Source organism: Nonomuraea sp. NPDC050394 (assembly GCF_044459065.1).
In the GTDB taxonomy this organism is placed as follows: Bacteria; Actinomycetota; Actinomycetes; order Streptosporangiales; family Streptosporangiaceae; genus Nonomuraea.
The window spans coordinates 275,340-292,855 of the sequence record NZ_JBITIO010000014.1 but is presented as its reverse complement, the minus strand read 5'-3'; the positions used below and the strand labels follow the sequence as shown (position 1 = coordinate 292,855).

18 protein-coding genes are annotated in these 17,516 nt (G+C 70.7%); 10 read left to right on the top strand and 8 right to left on the bottom strand.

Translation table 11 applies throughout. The features are described 5' to 3' along the window. Positions 1 to 49 precede the first annotated feature (49 nt). The 4 genes from ACIBKY_RS41800 to ACIBKY_RS41785 form a co-directional block, all read right to left on the bottom strand. On the bottom strand, positions 50 to 490 hold the full coding sequence (locus ACIBKY_RS41800) for a MarR family winged helix-turn-helix transcriptional regulator (RefSeq protein ID WP_397105961.1): 441 nt from the start codon (positions 488 to 490) through the stop codon (positions 50 to 52). Continuing rightward, positions 483 to 1,745: an FAD-dependent oxidoreductase gene (locus tag ACIBKY_RS41795; protein WP_397105960.1), complete on the bottom strand. Its 1,263-nt coding sequence runs from the start codon at positions 1,743 to 1,745 to the stop codon at positions 483 to 485. Before ACIBKY_RS41795 ends, ACIBKY_RS41800 begins: the two co-directional genes overlap by 8 nt. A 422-nt stretch (positions 1,746 to 2,167) precedes the next feature. Then, positions 2,168 to 2,986, bottom strand: coding sequence for a class I SAM-dependent methyltransferase (locus ACIBKY_RS41790; protein ID WP_397105958.1), 819 nt, complete (start codon positions 2,984 to 2,986; stop codon positions 2,168 to 2,170). 155 nt (positions 2,987 to 3,141) lie between these two features. After that, positions 3,142 to 4,482, bottom strand: a complete 1,341-nt coding sequence (locus ACIBKY_RS41785) for a PucR family transcriptional regulator (protein WP_397105956.1) — start codon at positions 4,480 to 4,482, stop codon at positions 3,142 to 3,144. 88 nt (positions 4,483 to 4,570) lie between these two features. Between ACIBKY_RS41785 and ACIBKY_RS41780 the strand changes: the two genes are divergently transcribed. The 6 genes from ACIBKY_RS41780 (at position 4,571) to ACIBKY_RS41755 (ending at position 11,693) form a co-directional block, all read left to right on the top strand. After that, on the top strand, positions 4,571 to 5,596 hold the full coding sequence (locus tag ACIBKY_RS41780) for a DUF917 domain-containing protein (protein ID WP_397105954.1): 1,026 nt from the start codon (positions 4,571 to 4,573) through the stop codon (positions 5,594 to 5,596). After that, complete coding sequence (locus ACIBKY_RS41775) at positions 5,593 to 6,891, top strand: hydantoinase/oxoprolinase N-terminal domain-containing protein (RefSeq protein WP_397105952.1); 1,299 nt, start codon at positions 5,593 to 5,595, stop codon at positions 6,889 to 6,891. Before ACIBKY_RS41780 ends, ACIBKY_RS41775 begins: the two co-directional genes overlap by 4 nt. 27 nt (positions 6,892 to 6,918) lie before the next feature. Continuing rightward, a complete protein-coding gene (locus ACIBKY_RS41770) occupies positions 6,919 to 8,229 on the top strand; it encodes a purine-cytosine permease family protein (protein ID WP_397105951.1) in 1,311 nt (436 codons plus the stop codon). Positions 8,230 to 8,249: 20 nt separating this feature from the next. After that, positions 8,250 to 9,767 (top strand): hydantoinase/oxoprolinase N-terminal domain-containing protein, encoded by a 1,518-nt coding sequence (locus ACIBKY_RS41765; RefSeq protein ID WP_397105949.1) that lies wholly within the window; start codon positions 8,250 to 8,252, stop codon positions 9,765 to 9,767. Then, on the top strand, positions 9,760 to 10,821 hold the full coding sequence (locus ACIBKY_RS41760; RefSeq protein WP_397105947.1) for a DUF917 domain-containing protein: 1,062 nt from the start codon (positions 9,760 to 9,762) through the stop codon (positions 10,819 to 10,821). Before ACIBKY_RS41765 ends, ACIBKY_RS41760 begins: the two co-directional genes overlap by 8 nt. A gap of 80 nt (positions 10,822 to 10,901) precedes the next feature. Next, a complete protein-coding gene (locus ACIBKY_RS41755; protein WP_397105945.1) occupies positions 10,902 to 11,693 on the top strand; it encodes an ArsR/SmtB family transcription factor in 792 nt (263 codons plus the stop codon). A 2-nt stretch (positions 11,694 to 11,695) separates the two neighbouring features. On the opposite strand, the gene ACIBKY_RS41750 is transcribed toward ACIBKY_RS41755, so the two are convergent. Beyond that, positions 11,696 to 12,898: a tetratricopeptide repeat protein gene (locus ACIBKY_RS41750; protein ID WP_397105943.1), complete on the bottom strand. Its 1,203-nt coding sequence runs from the start codon at positions 12,896 to 12,898 to the stop codon at positions 11,696 to 11,698. A gap of 161 nt (positions 12,899 to 13,059) precedes the next feature. On the opposite strand from ACIBKY_RS41750, the gene ACIBKY_RS41745 reads away from it, so the two are divergent. Next, positions 13,060 to 13,272 carry a CsbD family protein gene (locus ACIBKY_RS41745; protein ID WP_397105941.1) on the top strand — a complete coding sequence of 71 codons (213 nt, stop codon included), beginning with the start codon at positions 13,060 to 13,062 and terminating at the stop codon, positions 13,270 to 13,272. A gap of 75 nt (positions 13,273 to 13,347) precedes the next feature. On the opposite strand, the gene ACIBKY_RS41740 is transcribed toward ACIBKY_RS41745, so the two are convergent. From ACIBKY_RS41740 to ACIBKY_RS41730, 3 genes are all read right to left on the bottom strand, one after another. Continuing rightward, positions 13,348 to 13,770: a PPOX class F420-dependent oxidoreductase gene (locus ACIBKY_RS41740; RefSeq protein ID WP_397105939.1), complete on the bottom strand. Its 423-nt coding sequence runs from the start codon at positions 13,768 to 13,770 to the stop codon at positions 13,348 to 13,350. Between the two features lie 19 nt (positions 13,771 to 13,789). After that, complete coding sequence (locus ACIBKY_RS41735) at positions 13,790 to 14,299, bottom strand: pyridoxamine 5'-phosphate oxidase family protein (protein ID WP_397105938.1); 510 nt, start codon at positions 14,297 to 14,299, stop codon at positions 13,790 to 13,792. A gap of 81 nt (positions 14,300 to 14,380) precedes the next feature. After that, a complete protein-coding gene (locus ACIBKY_RS41730) occupies positions 14,381 to 14,953 on the bottom strand; it encodes a TetR/AcrR family transcriptional regulator (RefSeq protein WP_397105936.1) in 573 nt (190 codons plus the stop codon). 95 nt (positions 14,954 to 15,048) lie between these two features. On the opposite strand from ACIBKY_RS41730, the gene ACIBKY_RS41725 reads away from it, so the two are divergent. The 3 genes from ACIBKY_RS41725 (at position 15,049) to ACIBKY_RS41715 (ending at position 17,479) form a co-directional block, all read left to right on the top strand. Then, the gene (locus ACIBKY_RS41725; RefSeq protein ID WP_397105934.1) at positions 15,049 to 15,426 is read left to right on the top strand and encodes a DUF4267 domain-containing protein; all 378 of its coding nucleotides are present in this window, start codon (positions 15,049 to 15,051) and stop codon (positions 15,424 to 15,426) included. A gap of 406 nt (positions 15,427 to 15,832) precedes the next feature. Next, positions 15,833 to 16,537, top strand: coding sequence for an alpha/beta fold hydrolase (locus ACIBKY_RS41720; RefSeq protein ID WP_397105932.1), 705 nt, complete (start codon positions 15,833 to 15,835; stop codon positions 16,535 to 16,537). Positions 16,538 to 16,564: 27 nt separating this feature from the next. Further along, entirely contained in the window at positions 16,565 to 17,479 is a 915-nt protein-coding gene (locus ACIBKY_RS41715; protein WP_397105930.1) for an endonuclease/exonuclease/phosphatase family protein, read from the top strand. The last annotated feature ends 37 nt before the right edge of the window (positions 17,480 to 17,516 follow it).

Genomic DNA, 17,516 nt, shown 5'->3' with positions numbered 1-17,516 from the left:
CGTTGAGCTCGACCTGACCGCCGCAACCGTCGGGCCTGGGGTTTTGCCATCACCGGTGCTCGTGCCTGGCGGACAGCGTGCCGCGGACCGTGCGCAGCATCCGGGTCAGCGCCGCGGCGTCCCGGTCGGACAGTCCCATCGCCCGCGGGGCGTTGAAGGCCGCCACCGCGGGAAGGACGCGGTCCAGAATCTCCTGGCCCGCGGGGGTGATCCGCAGTTTCGAGCGGCGGCCGCGGCCGCCCGGCCCGTCGCGCTCGACGAGACCCCGCTCGATCAGCGCCACCGCCACCTCGCCGAGGCTCTGCGGTCGCACCATGATCACTCGGGCGAGTTCGGCCTGGTTGAGGTCCTCGCCGTCCGCGAGCGAGGCCAGCACGCCGAACTGGACCGGCGACAGGCCGACCGTGGCGAAGACCTCGGTGAAGCCCCGGGCCACGACGTACGAGGTCTGCATCAGCTCCCATAGCGGAAGGTCCGGCTCCTCAGGCATCGCGGGCTCCGGCCAGGGTACGGCCGAGCCGGGTGGCGGAGGCGAGGGCCGGTAGGGCCAGGCGGGCGGCTTGCGTGCCCAGGGGGGTGGCCAGCCGGTTCACCCAGCTCAGGGGTCGCACGGATAGACGCACGGCCGCGGGGGCGTACCCGGCCATCCGGGTCTGGAAGCGGTGCACCGCCAGCGGGATCGTGGACGTGCCGTCGCGTACCTGGATCAGTTCGCGCGCCAGGACGTCGGCGTCGCGGATCGCCGTGGCCGCCGCCATGCCGCCGGTGGGTGGCATGGCGTGCACCGCGTCGCCGAGCGCGGTCACCGTGCCCGCGGGCCACGGGGTGAGATCGGTGTCCGCGGGCACGGCATGGAAGCCGAAGAACGCCGCCGTGGCCGGATCGGCGGCGCGTACCAGCGTTCGTACCGGCGTGCTCCAGCCGCCGAGCAGCCGGTCGGTGAGCCGGATCAGCTCGGCGCCGCCGAGTTCCCGCGGCCGGCCGGGAAAGGTCCGGTCCGGCGCCAGCAGCCCCCAGATCAGCGCGGGCTCCTCGATGATCGGCGCGACCTCGGCACAGGCCGCCGGATCGACCATGGAACGGGAGCCGGGGTCGTGGAGGCTGAGGAAAAGCCCGGTGCCGCCGGGACCGAACGCCAGCGCCGGCCCCGGCGCCAGCAGCGCGGGAACCAGTGGCCTCATGTCGGAGGTCAGCGGCGTGCGCGCGGCGATGCCACTCACCCCCACCGGGGCCGACGTCGGCCGCCCGGCCAGCGCCGCCGCGACCCGCGACCCCACGCCGTCGGCGCCGACCAGCAGGTCGGCCTCCTCGGTGCGGCCGCCGGCGAAGGACACGGTGAGCGTGCCGCCGGGGTTCGCCCGGTATCCGGTGTACTCCGAGCCCAGCCGCAGCGCCTGCCCCAGTCCATGCGCCAGCAGCCGGCGCAGCGGGATCCGGCCGATCATCAGCGTCTCCGACCGCGCGTCGCGCGGCTCCTGAAACAGCAGCCGCATCCGGTGGTCGGCGACCGCGAACCTGCTGAACGCCGTCGGCCCCGCCGAGCTGGCCAGCAGCGCCTGGTAGTGGCCCGGCGCGAGATGGCGGCGCAGGACCTGGCAGGCGCGTTCGTCCAGGTGGAGCCGGTACCCGCCGGTGGACTCCACGGCCTGGTCCCGCTCGTGCACGACCGCGTCGATCCCCGCGCCGCGCAGCGCCTGGGCCAGCGTGAGCCCGCCCATCCCGGCTCCGATGATCACGACTCTCATGACGCACCTCAAATCAGGAACCTGATACTTAAGAATAAGGTACCTGATTTTCTGGTACGGCAGGCCCCGGTGAGGATTCTCGGCAAGGGCACACCTTCCGGAGAGCCCAGCCGCGCCCACATGACAACGTCCGACGACGGCCTCCAGGCGCCAGCGCGTACGCCTGGCGTACCAGGGCCTCCCGCTCGACCCGATGACCCGCGCGCGCACCACGTCGGCGGCCTGACCCCCGCCGAGACCGCCGTGGCCATCGTCGGGGGCCCGCCGCCTTCTGGAGGACGTCCAGGCCGTCGAACGCGCGGCCGCCACCCTGGCCCGGGAGAACGACGTCACCGTCCGCCAGTTGGCCAAGGCCGCGGGCATCACCGAACGCGCCGCCCACCCCCGCTACCCGCGCCTCTGACACCCCGCGACGTCAACGGCTACGCGAGCGCGTAGACACGGGTCGTGCCGAACACCCCGTTGGCGCTTCTCCACCGCGGCATGACGGTACGGACGTGGCGGAACCGGCCGGTGCCGAGCAGATGCGGCTCCTCGATGGGGTTGAAGTAGATCAAGGTGATGGGACGCGGGTACCGGTCGGCCGACTCGATCAACCGCTTCATCGCGGCCGCGAAGATCTCGCCCCTGAACGGATTGTTGAGGAACACCACGCTGACGTCCGGGGGGATGTCGTAGTCCAGCACGTCGGTGTTCACGAACTCGATCTCACGAGCCTGAAGCTTGAGCCTTGTGGACGCCACGTTGTCGCGCGCCACCGTGACGAGCTCGGGGGAGAGTTCGACGCCGATCACCCGCCGGAAGGCGAATCGGCTGGCCGCCTCCAGCACCATCCTGCCCTTGCCCGAGCCGAGGTCGAGGAACACGTCCTTCCGGCCGACCTCTTGAACGGGCAACGCGCGGCACAGCGTGCCCCAGTGCGCGGGCGAGTAATGAACGCGATCCGGATGGCCGAGCCCGAACTCCTCGAGATCGGCGAAGTCGGCGGTGTGTACCCCGAAACGCTGGTCATAGATCAGCCGTGCCAGCCGGCGGCGCGACTCCCGCAGGCGTACGAGGAGACCGCCGCTGATCAGCATGGCCTCCTCGGCCATCACCGCCCCTTCGTAGGCGGTGATGGGCGCGCTCGTCGCGAGCAGCCCCAGCAGCAGCGGCGTCCCTTTCGCCGCGGCGATCCGGCGGATGCCGGAAAGTCTCCCGTACGAGGACGGCAGGTGGACCGGCGTCTCGACCAACGTCACGAATCGTCTCCTCACGCGGCGGCGCACGGCGCCGGCAGCACGGGGCGCGGGCGCGCTCCTACCCGATTGATCGCGGTTCGGCCCGGTAGAGTTTCAACCACCTGAGCCCACACGTTCACACGGCGGCCACGCGCCTGTCCAAGCACCGGTGGGGGCTAGACCTGGGCGGCGCGGCAGGCGAGTTGGAGGGCGAGGCGCTGTTGCGGGTTGTTCAGGTCGGCCTTCAGCAGGGTTTCTATGCGGCGGATGTTGCGGCTGACGGCGTTCCTGTGGAGGTTCACCTCTTCGGCCGCCTTGGCGGGGGAGCCGTGGTGGTCCAGGTAGGCGCGCAGGATCGTGATCAGCCGTTTGGGCTGGCCGCCGGGTAGGTCGAGGAGCGGCTGCAGCAGGTCTCTGACCGCCTGCTGGGCAGTGTCGGAGGAGTACCACTCCTCCAGCATCCGGTCCAGGCCGGACAGGTCGTAGACGGCCAGCGGTTCCGTCTTGTCCCTGCGCAGTGCCGTACGGGCCTCGGAGGCGCAGGTACGCAGGCCGAGCACCCCCTCGTGGCAGGTGGAAACCCCGCAGCGCACCTTGGTACCCGCCGGCCGGACCCGCTCCAGCAGCGCTCCGGCCTCGCGTACCGCCTGCCGTAGGCCCATGCTGCCCTGGTCGCGGGGGACCGTACGGACGATCACGAGTGCGTCGCCCGCGAGGGCGGCGTTCCACGAGGGGCCGGCGAGCTCGCGCACGGCCCGGGTGGCGCGGGAGGCGAGGGTGTCGAGTACGGCATAACGGTCGGGCCCCTCGTCCATCACCGGCTCGAACCGCAGGATGACGTGCCAGTCGTCGATCGGCAGCCCCAGCGCTCTGGCGCGCGGGACCAGTTCCTGGGCCTGCTTTTCCGGGGCGACGAGCAGTTCGGTCAGCAGATGGGCACGTGAACGGGCGGGCAGCTCGTCGACGGCGCCCGCGGCCGCGGCCAGCGCGGCGAGGCGGAGCACGAGCTCGGTGGCGTCGGCGCGATGTCCGCCCGGCCCGCCGGCGGTGGTGAAGTCGGGGTCGACGGGGACCCCCATCGCGGCGCTGACCTCCTCGGCGATCCGCTCCGGTACGCCGCCGGCCCCGGCGATCCCCTCGACCGCCCGTGCCGCTCTGGCCAGCGAGTCGGCGGCGTCTCCCGCGAGCGCGCTCTGAACGGCCACCATCAGTCCGGCCAGGTCCCCTTGACTTTCGCGAAACGCGGTCGCGATCACGGCGCCGAGCGGGCTGGTGCCGGAGGCGCGCGTGTCGAGGAGTTCGACGCTCACCCGCTCGGCCAGGGCCCACGCGCTGTGGCTGATGGTGGTCGCGGCGGTGAGCACCAGGGCCACCGCCCCGGCCGCGGCCGCGTCACGCAGCGCCACCTCAAGCCGGTATCCCACGGCCTGCGCCGAGGCGGCCCTGGTGAGGACGAGCACCGCGCCCGGTGGCTGCCTGACCACCTCCCCGAGGCTCTCGATCAACCGCACGCTCATCCTTCAAGTGTGCCATTAGCACACAGATCACACATAATGATGCTTTCAGCACACCCACCCTTTGTCTGCGCGTTCGTAGCCTGAGCGAGTGGACATCGACACCGACACGCTCCCCGCGTTCGCGCGTGGTTGCGCCGTGCTCGGCTCCGGAGGGGGCGGGACCGTCGCGATCGCCCGCGTCGCCGCCATGCAGGCGCTGGAGGATCACGGTCCGGTACACGTGGTCCAGGCGGGCGATCTCGACCCCGACCTGCTGGTCATGCCAGCCGGTACGGCAGGCTCGTCGGCCGTCATGCTGGAACGGGTCACCGGGACCGAAGAGCCCGTGCACCTGCGCGACAAGGTCGAGGCGCTGTACGGCACGCGCGTCGGCGCACTGATGGCCAGCGAGATCGGCGGCGCCAACGGCTGCATGGCGGTCGCCTGGGCCGCCCGTCTGGGCCTGCCCCTGGTCGACGCCGACGGCATGAGCCGCGCCTTCCCCGGCATGAACCAGACGGTGATGCAACTACGCGGCATCGCCCCCACCCCGGCCGTCGTGTGCGACGAGCGCGGCAGAACCATCGTCATCGAGCACGTCACCGGGCGCTGGCTGGAGCGGCTCGTGCGCTCGTCGCTGGAGGCGTTCGGCGGGCAGGTGGCCAGTGCCGAGTACGTCCTGCGCGGACGCCAGGTCGCCACCGCCACCGCGCTCGGCTCGGTCAGCCGCGCGGTCCGCCTCGGAACCGACCTGCCCGCGCCGCTGGTCACCGGCAAGATCGCCGAGGCGGCGGACGGGATCCTCGTCGAGGGGCTCGGCGCAGACCAGGGCAGGCTGGTCCGGCTGGAGGCGGGCAGCGAGTTCCTCGCCGTGCTGGAGGACGGGCGGCCGCTGGCGTGCGTGCCCGACGTCATCGCCCTCATCGACACCCGGACCGGCGAGGTGGTGCAGGTCGAGCAGGTGCGCTACGGCCTGCGCGTCGGCGTCGTGCGTCTGCTGTGCGACCCGATCTGGTACACCCCCGAGGGCCTGCGCCTGGCCGGCCCGGAAGCCTTCGGCCTCACCGGTCTGCAAAGCCCTCCTCAGAACCCGCCCGGATTCCCCTGCCGGGCGGGTACGGGGGAGGCGTCATGAAGGCCGGGGTGGACGTCGGGCCGACCAACACCGACGCGGCCCTCCTCGACGACGACGGCCGGGTGCTGGCGACGGTGAAGGTCCCCTCGCAACCCGACATGCCCGTGGCCAACGTCAGGGCGGCGCTCGAAAGGCTGAAGGCCACCGACCTCACCCAGGTGGCCGTGGGCCTGCGCGGCAGCGCCACCTCGGTCACCAGGCGGCGCGAGTTGCGCCGGGTCGCCGTCGTGCGCATCAGCGGAGACTCCACCCGGGCCGTACGCCCCCTGTTCGGCTGGCCGGACGATCTCCGTACCGCGGTCAATGCCGGCGCGGAGATCGTGGACGGCGGCGGCGGGCTGGAACGCGACGACCGGACGCCCCTAGATCGGGCCGCCGTCAGCCGGTTCGCCGCCGCCATGGCGGGCACGGCCGAGGCGTTCGCCGTCGTCGGCCTGTTCTCCCCCCTGGACGCCGAGCAGGAGCACGAGGCGGCCGAACTGATCAGGGCCGAGGTCGGCAACCTGCCCATCGCCCTGTCGGCCGACCTGGGCTCGCTCGGCCTCCTGGAACGCGAGAACGCCACCATCCTGGACGCCGCCCTGTCCGGGTTCGCCCAGGCGGTGGCCGACGGCCTGGGCACGCTCTGCCCGGGTGCCGCCGTCTTCGTCACCCGCGGGGACGGCACGCTGATGAGCCTGGAGCACATGGCCCGCCACCCCGGCCTCAGCCTGGGCAGCGGACCGGCCAGCGTGCTGCGCGGCGCCGGCGCGCTGACCGGTCTGGAGGACGCCGTGGTCGCCGACGTCGGCGCCCGCAGGGTCAGGGTCGGCGTGCTGTCCGGCGGCTTCCCCGAGGAGGCCGTGGGCGGGGCGAACATCGGCGGGGTCCCAGTCGGCTTCCGCATCCCCGGGCTGATCCGGGTGGCCAGGCCCGTCGACGACGCCGAGCTGGCCGAGGCCGTGGATCGCCTGCAACCGGGCGCCGACCGGCTGCCGCTTGTCGTCGTCGGCGGCGGGGCGCAGGCCGTACAGCAGGGCATTCACCCCGAGCACGGGCTGGCGGCGGGCGCGATCGGCGCGATCGTCAGCCCGGTGGGCGGCCACTACGAACGGATCATCCGGCTCCCGGACCGCGCGGGGCTGCCCGCCGCCATGGACGCCGTCATGGAAGAGGCCAGGGCGGTCGCCGTCCTGGCCGGGGCCGACCCGCGGCAGACGGTGATCATCCACGCCGACGACACGACGCTGGACTATCTGCCCGGCACCTTCGTCAAACTCCGCGCGAGAGCGGCAGGTCCGCCGTCGCGCTGGTGAAACACCCCCCGCAGAGAGGCAAGATCGATGATCGACGAGGACTATCCCCTCGAGCGAGTGCCCAAGCGCGCCCGCTACTCCTGGTTCAACGTCGCAGTGCAGCGGTTCGGGCAACTGTCGGACCTGACCCAGTTCCTGCTCGGCGCCACCCTCGGCGCGGGGCTGTCCTTCTGGGACGCGTTCTGGGCGTTCACGCTCGGTTCGGTGATCCTTGAGGTCGTCTGCATCTTCGTCGGCATCGCCGGCATGCGCGAGGGCATGTCCACCTCGCTGCTGGCCCGCTGGACCGGATTCGGCCGGTACGGGTCCACGATCATCGGCGTGATCATCACGTTGAGCCTGTTCGGCTGGTTCGGCGTGCAGACGGGCGTCTTCGCCGCCGGCCTGCACGCGATCATGCCCTGGCTGCCCTTCTGGCTCTGGGCGCTGGTCGCGGGGCTCGGAGTGACCCTGTTGGTGATCAAGGGGTTCAGGGCGATGGGGATGACGGCGTTCATCACCGTGCCCGCGTTCCTCGGCCTGGCGGGCTGGGCGATCTGGGTGGAGCTTTCGCGGCACGACCTCGGGACGCTGGTGGCGTCGACGCCCTTCGGCGAGCCGATGACGATCGCGACCGGCGCCACCATCGTCGCCGGCTCCTACATCGTCGGCGCGGTCACCACACCCGACATGACCAGGTTCAACCGCAGCACCGGTGACGTGGTCAAGCAGACGCTCGTCGGCATCTCCCTGGGCGAGTACGTCCTGGGCCTGGCGGGGGTGCTGCTGGCGTACGCGGTCAAGTCCTCGGACGTGATCGCCATCATCACCGCGTCCTCCGGCGTGATCGGCGTCATCGTGCTGATCTCCGCCACCGTGAAGATCAATAACTGGAACCTGTACTCCGCCGTGCTCGGCCTGCTCAACGCGGTCGAGTCGACCATCGGCCTCAAGCTGAACCGGGTCGCGGTCACCGTCGGCGTCGGCGTGGTGGGCAGCCTGCTGGCGGCCGCCGGGATCCTGGAACGTTTCACCGACTTCCTGCTGATCCTCGGCATCGTCACCCCGCCGATCGCCGGGATCATGGTGGCCGAGTACTTCGTCGTCAGACGCTGGCGGCCCGTCCTGGACGCCTCCCGCGAGCAGGGCACGCTGCCGGAGACGGAGCCCACCTGGGTCCCGGCCACGCTGGTCATCTGGACGGTGTCCGCGCTGACCGGCTGGCTCAGCGAGCACTACCAGTGGCCCGGCATCCCGGCACTCACCTCCCTGATCCTGGCCGGGCTGCTCTACATCGTCGCGGGGAAGCTCGGCCTCGTACGCGGCAGCCGCGAGCAGCAACTCGTCCCCACCCCATAGACCAGAAAGTTCTTCTCCCCATGCGCATCGGCATCGACGTCGGCGGCACCAATACCGACGCAGCCCTCATCGACGACGACGGCCGGGTCCTGGCCACCGTCAAGTCGCCCACCACGCAGGACGTCACCGGCGGCGTCGCCGCGGCGCTGGCCGGGCTCGGTGCCACCGAGGTGTCCGCCGTGATGATCGGCACCACCCACTTCGTCAACGCGCTGGTCGAGGCGGCCCGGCTGGAGCCGGTCGCCGCCGTCCGGCTCGGCCTGCCCGCCGCCGCCGCGTTGCCGCCCCTGGTCGACTGGCCGGAACGGCTGCGCGAGGTCGTCGAAGGCGCGACGTACCAGTGCCACGGCGGCCACGAGTACGACGGCACCCCCATCTCCGAGCTCGACCCCGGCGAGCTCAGGAAGGTGGCCGCCGACATCCGCCGCCGCGGGCTGCGGTCGGTCGCGATCTCCTCGGTGTTCTCCCCGGTCAGCGCCGGCTCCGAGGTCAGGGCCGCCGAGATTCTGGCCGCCGAGCTCGGCCCCGGCGTCCACCTGTCGATCTCCAGCGAGATCGGTCGCGTCGGGCTGCTGGCCAGGGAGAACGCCACCATCGTGAACGCCGCCCTGAGCCGGCTGGCCGTACGCACCGTCGAGGCGTTCGGGCAGGCGCTGCGGGTGGCGGGCATCGAGGCGCCCCTGTTCCTGTCGCAGAACGACGGGACGCTGATGGACGTCGCGCACGCGCGCAGGTACCCGGTGCTCACGTTCGCCTCCGGGCCGACCAACTCCATGCGCGGCGCGGCGTACCTGTCCGGGCTGAGCGACTGCGCGGTCGTCGACATCGGCGGGACCACCACCGACGTCGGCATCCTGGCCGGGGGTTTCCCGCGCGAGGCCGCGGGGGAGGCGCTGGTCGCCGAGGTACGGACCAACTTCCGCATCCCCGACGTGCTGTCCATCGGCATCGGCGGCGGCTCGGTCATCGCGGCCGACGGTACGGCGGGGCCGCGCAGCGTCGGATACCGGCTCACCGAGCAGGCACTGGTGTTCGGCGGGTCCACGCTGACCGCCACCGACCTGGCCGTGGCCGCCGGCCGGGCGGCGATCGGAGACCCGGGACTCGTGTCGGAGGTGTCCTGGGCGGGACCGCTCAAGGACATCGAGGCGCGGGTGGCCGAAGCCGTCGACCGGATGCGTACCTCGCCCGCCCCGCTGCCCGTCGTCCTGGTGGGCGGAGGCAGCATCCTCATCGACACCCTGCCCGGCTTCGCCGACGTGCGGCGGCCCGGCCACTTCGAGGTGGCCAACGCCGTCGGCGCCGCCATCGCCCAGGTAGGCGGGGAGGTGGATCGCGTGTTCTCCGGGCCGCGCGAGGCCGTACTGCGGGAGGCCAAGGACGAGGCCATGAACCGCGCCGAGCGGGCGGGCGCGCGCACGGGCAGCGTACGGATCGTGGACGTGGAAGAACTCCCGCTCGCCTACCTGCCCGGCGACGCCACCCGCATCCGCGTGAAAGCCGTCGGTGACCTGGACCTGGAGAAGATCAATGCGTGAGATCACCGTGGACATGCTCGACGACCTGGCCCGGGGCGCCGGCATTCTCGGCACAGGGGGCGGCGGCGACCCGTACGTCGGCAAGCTGTTCGCCCGCGAGGCGATCCGCAAGCACGGGCCGGTGCCGCTGTACTCGATCGACGAGGTGCCCGCCGACGCCACCGTCGTGCCCATCTCCACCATGGGCGCGCCGACGGTGATGCTGGAGAAGCTGCCCGCGGGGACCGAGGAACTGGCCGTCCTGCGGGCCCTGGAGGCCGTGATCGGCCGTCCCGCCACGCACATCGTGCCCATCGAGGTCGGCGGCATGAACTCGATGACCCCCATCTCCGCGGCGGCGCAGGCGGGGCTGCCCCTGGTCGACGGCGACGCCATGGGCCGCGCCTTCCCCGAGGCGCAGATGGTCCTGCCCACGCTCATCGGAGTGAGCAACACGCCGATGGCGCTGGCCGACGACAAGGGCAACACCCTCGTCCTGGAGGCGATCTCCAATCATTGGGCGGAGAAGATCGCCAGGGCGGCGTGCGTCCGGATGGGCTGCCAGCTCTCCTCCGCCGACACCGTCCTGCGCGGGTCGCAGCTGCGTGAAGGTCTCGTCCCCGCCACCCTGACGCTGGCCGAGGATCTGGGCCGTGCCGTACGGCTGGCGCGCGAGGCACACACCTCGCCGGTCGGGGCCGCGCTGGAGGTACTGGGCGGGACGGAGCTGTTCGCGGGCAAGGTCGTCGACGTCGAGCGCCGCACCACCGGGGGTTTCGCCCGTGGCACGGCGCGTCTGGAGTCGTCGTACGGGGTGCTGGAGCTCAGCTTCCAGAACGAGCACCTCCTGGCCCGCCGCGACGGCGCCACGGTGGCCACCACCCCCGACCTGATCTGCGTCCTGGACACCGAGTCCGGCGAACCGGTCACGACCGAGGCACTGCGCTACGGCCTGCGCGTCACCGTCATCGGCGCGCCCTGCGACCCGCGCTGGCGCACGCCCGAGGGGCTGGAGCTGGCCGGGCCTCGCTACTTCGGCTACGACTGCGACTACGAGCCGCTGGTGATCGGCTGATGCCCGCCTTGACAGGCAGCCAGATGGCTGCCTAAATTAAAGGCAGCCAAGAGGCTGCATATCGACGGGGCGAGGGCGGCATGGACGAGGTGTTCAAGGCACTGGCCGACCCGAGCCGGCGCGCGCTGCTCGACTCGCTCAACGCCCGCAACGGGCAGACGCTGCGCGAGCTGTGCGCCGGGCTCGACATGGCCAGACAGTCCGTCAGCAAGCACCTCGCGGTGCTGGAGGAGGCCGGGCTCGTCGCCACCGTGCGGCGGGGCCGGGAGAAGCTGCACTACCTCAACGCCGCGCCCGTGCACGAGATCGCCCACCGGTGGATCAGCCGCTACGACCAGCCCAGGGTCCAAGCCCTGGCGGACCTGAAACTCGCCCTGGAGGAGACCCCGATGGACGCGCCGACCTTCGTGTACACCACCTACATCCGCACCACCCCGCAAAAGCTCTGGCAGGCGCTGACCGAGCCCGCCTTCACCCGCCGCTACTGGGCCACGGAGTTCACCACGGACTGGTCCGCCGGCTCGCCGATGACCTGGGACAACCACGGCGTGCCGATCAGCGACCCGGAGCAGGTCGTGCTGGCGGCCGAACCCTACAGCCGGCTCTCCTACACCTGGCACGCCATCACCCCGGAGCTCGCCAAGCGCTTCGGCTGGGACGACGAACTGCTCGCCCGGCTGTCCGGTGAGGCCCGCTCGAAGGTCACCTTCACGATCGAGGAGAACGGGCCGGTCGTGAAGCTCACCGTCGTGCACGACGGATTCGAGCCCGGATCGAGCCTGGCCGAGATGGTCAGCCACGGCTGGCCGAACGTGATCGCGAGCCTGAAGACGCTGCTGGAGACCGGCGAACCGCTGCCGGACGACGCGTGACCTCAGGCGATGTAGACCTTCATGTCGGTGAAGTCGAGGGTGATGTCGTAGGGCTTGTGGAAGGTGTGGGCGAAGTCGGCCAGCTTGTAGAACCCTTCGTGGCCCAGCGTGCTCTTTCCGCCCGCGTAGCAGTAGACGCCCTTGGCGGTGGCGCCGCCGAGGCGGACCTCCTTGGGGTAGCAGGGGTAGACGACGACCGGCTGGCCTCCGGCGAAGCCGGCCAGGGGGCGGTCGTAGTCGACGCGGACCCCCAGCCGCCTGGCCGTTTCCTCGGACATGCCCGCGACCTGTTCGCCGGTACCGCCGATGTTCAGGGCCACCACCCCGGTGTCGGACCCGGCGACGCTGCCCTCGGTGTGCAGCAGGTGCTCAGCGGCCAGCCACAGCGGCAGCGGCTTGACACCCGCTCGTGCGCGCGCCTTCCTGGCCGATTCGGGGGTACGGCGGCGCAGGATCAGCGCCCGGCCCGCGTAGTCGAAGGTGGACAGCAGATGGTAGAAGATCCACGTGCCGATCATGCCGTCGTGGGCCTCGGGGGCGACTTCTCCGCCCGACTCGAGCTCCGACCACCCCACCGGGATGTTGCGCAGTTCGATGCCGCCCAGTTTGAAGGATTCCAGGACTCCGTAGTACAGCCACATGATGTCGCCGAAGGCCTCGATCTTTTGCTTGGCCACGGCGTTCAGCCCGGCCTCCTTGGCGACCTTCGCGCTCACCCCCAGACCGCCGACGCGGGTGTAGAACGTGAAGCTCTTCGGCGGCCCGCCGTTGACCGAGGCCTCGACCAGCGGAAACGGGTCCGTCCGCTGCCACGGCAGGCGGGCGAGGTCGCCGTGGATCTGGTACGGCGTGCCACGGAACGCCGCGAACTGTTTGGCGTAGGCTTCCTCGCCGGCCGCCTGCCAGCAGGGTGCGGCGAGGGCGAACTTGTCCTGCCGGGTGTAGCAGTCGGCCAGGAGCCGGTTGGTCTGTTCGTCCCCGGGTGCCGATTCGAGCGCCATCGTGAGGAACTTCTCGGCATCGGGGAACCTGTTGCCGAGAAGCGCCACATAGCCGCGCCGGCGTGCGGCGTGGACGTTCCCGGGATTTCCCTTCAGGATCTCCTCGTACAAGCGCCCGGCCCGCTCGAACTTCCCGGCCTCGAACAGCGCGTCCGCTTCACTTCTTCCCGCAAGAGCCGTGGCCCGTTCTTCGCCGATAACCAAGGCCTTCTCCTCTTCGTGGTCGCCGACTTGCCTGCCGGTCAACTATCGGCGGGCCATGTTTCCGCTTCGTCCGCGCCGCGTCATGGTCGTGTCACCGCGTTTGCGTCCCGATTCTGGGGACAGGGGAAAGGTTCGAGACGGCGAGACCTAGGGGGATCGACATGGGCCTGGACGACAAGATCGACAACAAGGCCGAGGAACTCGGCGGCAAGGTCAAGGAAGGCGTCGGCCGCGCGACCGACGACGAGCGACTTGAGGCCGAAGGCCGGGCCGACCAGAGCAAGAGCAAGCTCAAGCAGGCCGGCGAGAAGGTCAAGGACGCGGCCAAGAACGTCAAGGACGCGGTCACACCTGACTCGAAGGACCGGCGCTAGGCACGCGAACACGCCGAAGGCGGCATCCGGCGAGGATGCCGCCTTCTGCCGTCTCCGCGGGGTTCCGGCCCGGCTTCAACCGAGGCCGGATCGGGCGATGACGTTGGTGATGCTGATGCGTACCGCGGTGAAGCCTTCGCGCACGAATGATTCGGCGACGCCCTCCGCGGGCCGCGTGGGGTAGTAGCGGTCGGCGATACCCGCCGCCACGCGTTTGACCTGCTCTGGTTCGGCAGAGGTTCGTGCCTGTCCTTCGATGGACACGAAGCTGTACGGTTGCCGATCGTCGCTGACGCAGACCGCGACGCGCCGGTCACGCGCCAGGCTTTTCCCCTTGACGCTCCCGGGCGAAAGCGCGAAGGCGAGTTCGTCTCCGTCGAGGACGAAGCAGACCGGGGTGACGTGGGGCCGCCCGTCGGCGCGGGTGAGGGCTATGTGGCCGAGCCTTGTTCCCGCTGTGACGAAGGATCGCCATTCGTCGTCGGTCATCGTGGTCATGGGTGTGCTTCCTTTCGTTCTAGAAGCGCCAGCGGGTAGCGCTGAACCCGTTCTCCTTGCCGAACGCGAACACCCGCGCCGGCTCGATCGCGTACACGTGCCGAGGGTCGCTGAGCGCGGTGTCGGCCGGATCGTAGAACTCGCCGTCCCTGACGAACGGATGCCACCACGGATACTTGGGCGGAAACAGCTCCGCGACGTGTCGCAGCCGGGCCGCGTCCCGGACGAGATGGGCGGTGCCTTCGACAACCACGTCGGCATCGGGACCGGGCACGGTGATCGCGCAGCCGTTGTTCCGCACGAGGTCGCGGGCCTTGCGGGACTGCCGGAAGGTGACGAAACAGACCGTTCCTTCGAGCCATACGGCCAGCACCGGCACCACGTGCGGCCGCCCGTCCCGGTCGGTGGTGGCGAGCAGGTAGTCGCCCGCCCCGGCCACCCGCGTGCGTACGTCCGCCCAGCTGAGCGCCGTCAGGGGTGTGCCGCGCGGACTGGACAGTTGCTCGGGGGCCGGCTCCAACGTCGTCATACCGATGACGCTAGGTGAGCCGGCGTATTACGAAAAGCGATGGTTTCCGATCAAGGTGATCGCCATGAGCGATGGCAGGACTTAGCTGCCGGTGATCTGGGTGACGAGGAGGTCGAGCCGCTCCGGCTGGCCGTCCGGGGGGATGCGGCCGCTCTCCGCCAGGGCGGCCATGCCGTGCAACGCGCTCCAGGTGACCTCGGCATACAGCTCCCGTCGCGGGTTGTCCGGGCGGAAGCAGTTCACGAACTCCTCGAAACCGGCGCGCAGCGCGGGCGGCGTCTCGGCGTGCCCGAACTTCACGTCGGTCGGCAGGACGAACATGGCCTGGTAGAGGGCGGGTTGCCCGCTCGCGAACTCCAGGTAGGCGCGGCAGACGGCGTGCAGGGCCTGAGGCGGCTCGGGGGCGGCCAGCCGGGCATCGCGCAGGCGGTCCGCGAGTTCACCGAAGCCTTCGAGTGCGACGGCGCGCAGGATGGCGTCCTTGCCGTTGAAGTGGCTGTAGAGCACGGGCTGGCTGTACTCGACGCGATCGGCCAGCCTTCGCGTGGTCACCGCCTCCCATCCTTCGGCCTCGGCCAGTTCGCGGGCGGCCGTGATGATCAGCTGATGGCGTTGGGCGCGTTCACGTTCGCGGCGCTTGGTGATGGCGGACATGGAGACATTCTAGCAACGCTAGACATCGTGTCTGCGATAGTAATACAGTCGCTACCATATCTAGCGCTGCTAGGAACGGATCGAGAGGACCACTCATGCTCAGCACCATCGCCACCGTGCTCGCCGGACTGATCGGCGCGGGCGTCATCTTCATGGGCGCCAGCTTCTTCTGGGCGCCGCAGGCCGCCGCCGGCTTCGGCATCCCCGGCACGCCTACCGAGGACCGCACCTTCCAGGCCTGGTTGTCCGTCAAGGCCGTGCGCGACATCGGCGCGGGGCTCTTGATCCTCATCGCGCTGGTCGGCGGGACGACTCACCTGCTGGGCTGGTTCATGCTGGCCGCCGGCGTCATACCCGTGGGCGACGCGGTGGTCGTGCTGCGCAGCAACGGCCCCAAGGCGACCGCCTACGGCGTCCACGCCGCCACGGCGGCGGTGATGCTGGTGATCGGCACGCTGCTGCTCATCGCGTAACCCCTCGCCGTCAGTCCGCGTCGAAGCCGGGGACCCGCTCAAGCCGCGTCGATGACGGCATCCAGTTCGGCCGGCGGCACCCTGCCATCCGCAACGTCACACCATGTCCTCGGTCTGGAGCGGGGCCGTACCTCGTGATCCGTGGGTCTTGCACGGTTCCCGCGCCGGCCAGGAGCTTCGCCGAGGGCGAGCCCGGTCAGGGGAGCTACCGAGGTGATGACGCCCGCCCGCCCACGGGACGGTTCGAGATCGACGAGAGTGGCGCTCAGGGTGGTCGTCGCCGCCCCGGTCGCGACGCCCTCGTGTCGCACCTGCTGCCGGGCTGACGTCTACATCGCTTCTTTCGATTGAGTTGATCGGTAACCATCGCTTTTCGTGATGGCCTCGTGGCCTTAGTGTGGCCGGTATGACAAGCACATTCGTGTTGATTCATGGCGGGGGAGACGTCGGGTGGTCCTGGCACCTGGTGGAGGCCGAGCTACGAGCGCGGGGGCACGATGTGCTGGCTCCCGACCTTCCGGGCGATGACGAGTCGAAGACCCTGGCGGACTACGCCGACGCCGTGATCGAGGCCGTCGGTGACAGGCGGAACCTGGTCGTCGTGGGCCACTCCTTCGGCGCGTTCACCGCCACGCTGGTCGCCGATCGGTTGCCCGTCGACGCGCTGGTCCTGCTGGCCGGCATGATCCCGTCGCCGGGTGAGTCGCCGGATGACTGGTGGGCCGGCACCGGCTACCAGAGCGCGGTGGAGGAGCAGGCCGAGCGCGATGGCGGCTTGACCGGCAACGCGGATCCGTACGTGAGCTTCTACCACGACGTACCGAGAGAGCTGGCGCGGGAGGCTCTGGGCAAGGAGCGCGCGCACCCGTCGGGCACCGCGTCGGCCACTCCCTGGCCGCTGGCCGCGTGGCCGGACGTGCCGACGAGGTTCGTGCTCTGCACCGAGGACCGCTTCTTCCCGCCCGGCTTCATGCGCCGCCTGGCGGCCGACCGCCTGGGCATCGTTCCCGACGAGATCGCGGGCAGCCACTGCGTCGCGCTCAGCCGCCCCAAGCAGGTGGCGGACCTGCTGGTGGGGTACGCGACATTGAAACCCCGACAGGTCCAGTGAAAAGGTGGTGGATCACTCGGAGAAGGGATGATCGTGCGAAAGCTGTCCTGGGCTCTGGTCGCCGCCACCTTGTTGACGTCGCTGGCCGGGGTTCCGGCGCAGGCCGCGGTCTCCTATCGGGTCTGGCACTGGAATGTCGCCGGCAACACCATGCACAAGGGATCCACCACCGACGGGCTCATCCCCGCGGCCGTCTCCTCCATCACCGGGAGCGGGGCGGTGTTCGCCTCGGTCAACGAGCTGTGCCAGCAGCAGTTCGACGCCCTCATCCAGCGTCTGCGCGCCGCCGGCTGGCCGGAGGATCCGGCCAACTTCGCCCGGTTCGAGGCGACGATCCCCGGTAAGGCGGGCGGGCCGTGTCAGGGAAAGGCCTACGGCATCGGATTGTTCAGCAAGAAGCCGCTCGGCGCGGCCGACCGGATCACCCTTCCCGACGACGGCAACGAGGTGCGCAAGCTGCTCTGCGCGCCGTTGCGTGAGCAGGCCCGCCTGCGCTTCTGCACGACGCACTCCACCTTCGTCGACGCCTTCCGCCTTCCCCAGCTCACCGCGATCTTCGATCGGATGGACGCTTACCGGGCAGCCGGTGACCAGGTCATCGTCGCGGGCGACTTCAACGCCGCCCCCGACTTCGCGCGGATGAACCGCTTCTACTCCCCCCAGGTGGACACCCCGAACAACGACGGCAACACCGGCCATTTCCGCGAGGTGGACGACGCCGACGCCGCCGCCTGCCCCGGCTACGGGGAGGGCACGCTCCAGGAGGCCGGCGTCGGCGGCCCGTGCCGTACCGGAACGAAGATTGACATGATCTTCACGCACGACAGCGAGTACGTGGCCGCTTCGTCATCGGGCGACGCGCGGCCGGCACCCGCGTGTGGGGCGAAAGCATGCTCCGACCACCGGATCCTCACCGGGATCGTAACGTTGCGCGCACTTTAGGAAGTCGCTGGCGCGCGGGCCGGAAACGGGTAGCGTC

What these genes read in the sequence shown, in the direction of transcription:
- ACIBKY_RS41730 (WP_397105936.1), bottom strand. Translation starts at nt 14,953, where the DNA reads ATGTCCGCCATCACCAAGCGCCGCGAACGTGAACGCGCCCAACGCCAT.
- ACIBKY_RS41800 (WP_397105961.1), bottom strand. Translation starts at nt 490, where the DNA reads ATGCCTGAGGAGCCGGACCTTCCGCTATGGGAGCTGATGCAGACCTCG.
- ACIBKY_RS41785 (WP_397105956.1), bottom strand. Translation starts at nt 4,482, where the DNA reads ATGAGCGTGCGGTTGATCGAGAGCCTCGGGGAGGTGGTCAGGCAGCCA.
- ACIBKY_RS41755 (WP_397105945.1), top strand. Translation starts at nt 10,902, where the DNA reads ATGGACGAGGTGTTCAAGGCACTGGCCGACCCGAGCCGGCGCGCGCTG.
- ACIBKY_RS41765 (WP_397105949.1), top strand. Translation starts at nt 8,250, where the DNA reads ATGCGCATCGGCATCGACGTCGGCGGCACCAATACCGACGCAGCCCTC.
- ACIBKY_RS41735 (WP_397105938.1), bottom strand. Translation starts at nt 14,299, where the DNA reads ATGACGACGTTGGAGCCGGCCCCCGAGCAACTGTCCAGTCCGCGCGGC.
- ACIBKY_RS41770 (WP_397105951.1), top strand. Translation starts at nt 6,919, where the DNA reads ATGATCGACGAGGACTATCCCCTCGAGCGAGTGCCCAAGCGCGCCCGC.
- ACIBKY_RS41740 (WP_397105939.1), bottom strand. Translation starts at nt 13,770, where the DNA reads ATGACCACGATGACCGACGACGAATGGCGATCCTTCGTCACAGCGGGA.
- ACIBKY_RS41715 (WP_397105930.1), top strand. Translation starts at nt 16,565, where the DNA reads ATGATCGTGCGAAAGCTGTCCTGGGCTCTGGTCGCCGCCACCTTGTTG.
- ACIBKY_RS41745 (WP_397105941.1), top strand. Translation starts at nt 13,060, where the DNA reads ATGGGCCTGGACGACAAGATCGACAACAAGGCCGAGGAACTCGGCGGC.
- ACIBKY_RS41775 (WP_397105952.1), top strand. Translation starts at nt 5,593, where the DNA reads ATGAAGGCCGGGGTGGACGTCGGGCCGACCAACACCGACGCGGCCCTC.
- ACIBKY_RS41760 (WP_397105947.1), top strand. Translation starts at nt 9,760, where the DNA reads ATGCGTGAGATCACCGTGGACATGCTCGACGACCTGGCCCGGGGCGCC.
- ACIBKY_RS41795 (WP_397105960.1), bottom strand. Translation starts at nt 1,745, where the DNA reads ATGAGAGTCGTGATCATCGGAGCCGGGATGGGCGGGCTCACGCTGGCC.
- ACIBKY_RS41720 (WP_397105932.1), top strand. Translation starts at nt 15,833, where the DNA reads ATGACAAGCACATTCGTGTTGATTCATGGCGGGGGAGACGTCGGGTGG.
- ACIBKY_RS41725 (WP_397105934.1), top strand. Translation starts at nt 15,049, where the DNA reads ATGCTCAGCACCATCGCCACCGTGCTCGCCGGACTGATCGGCGCGGGC.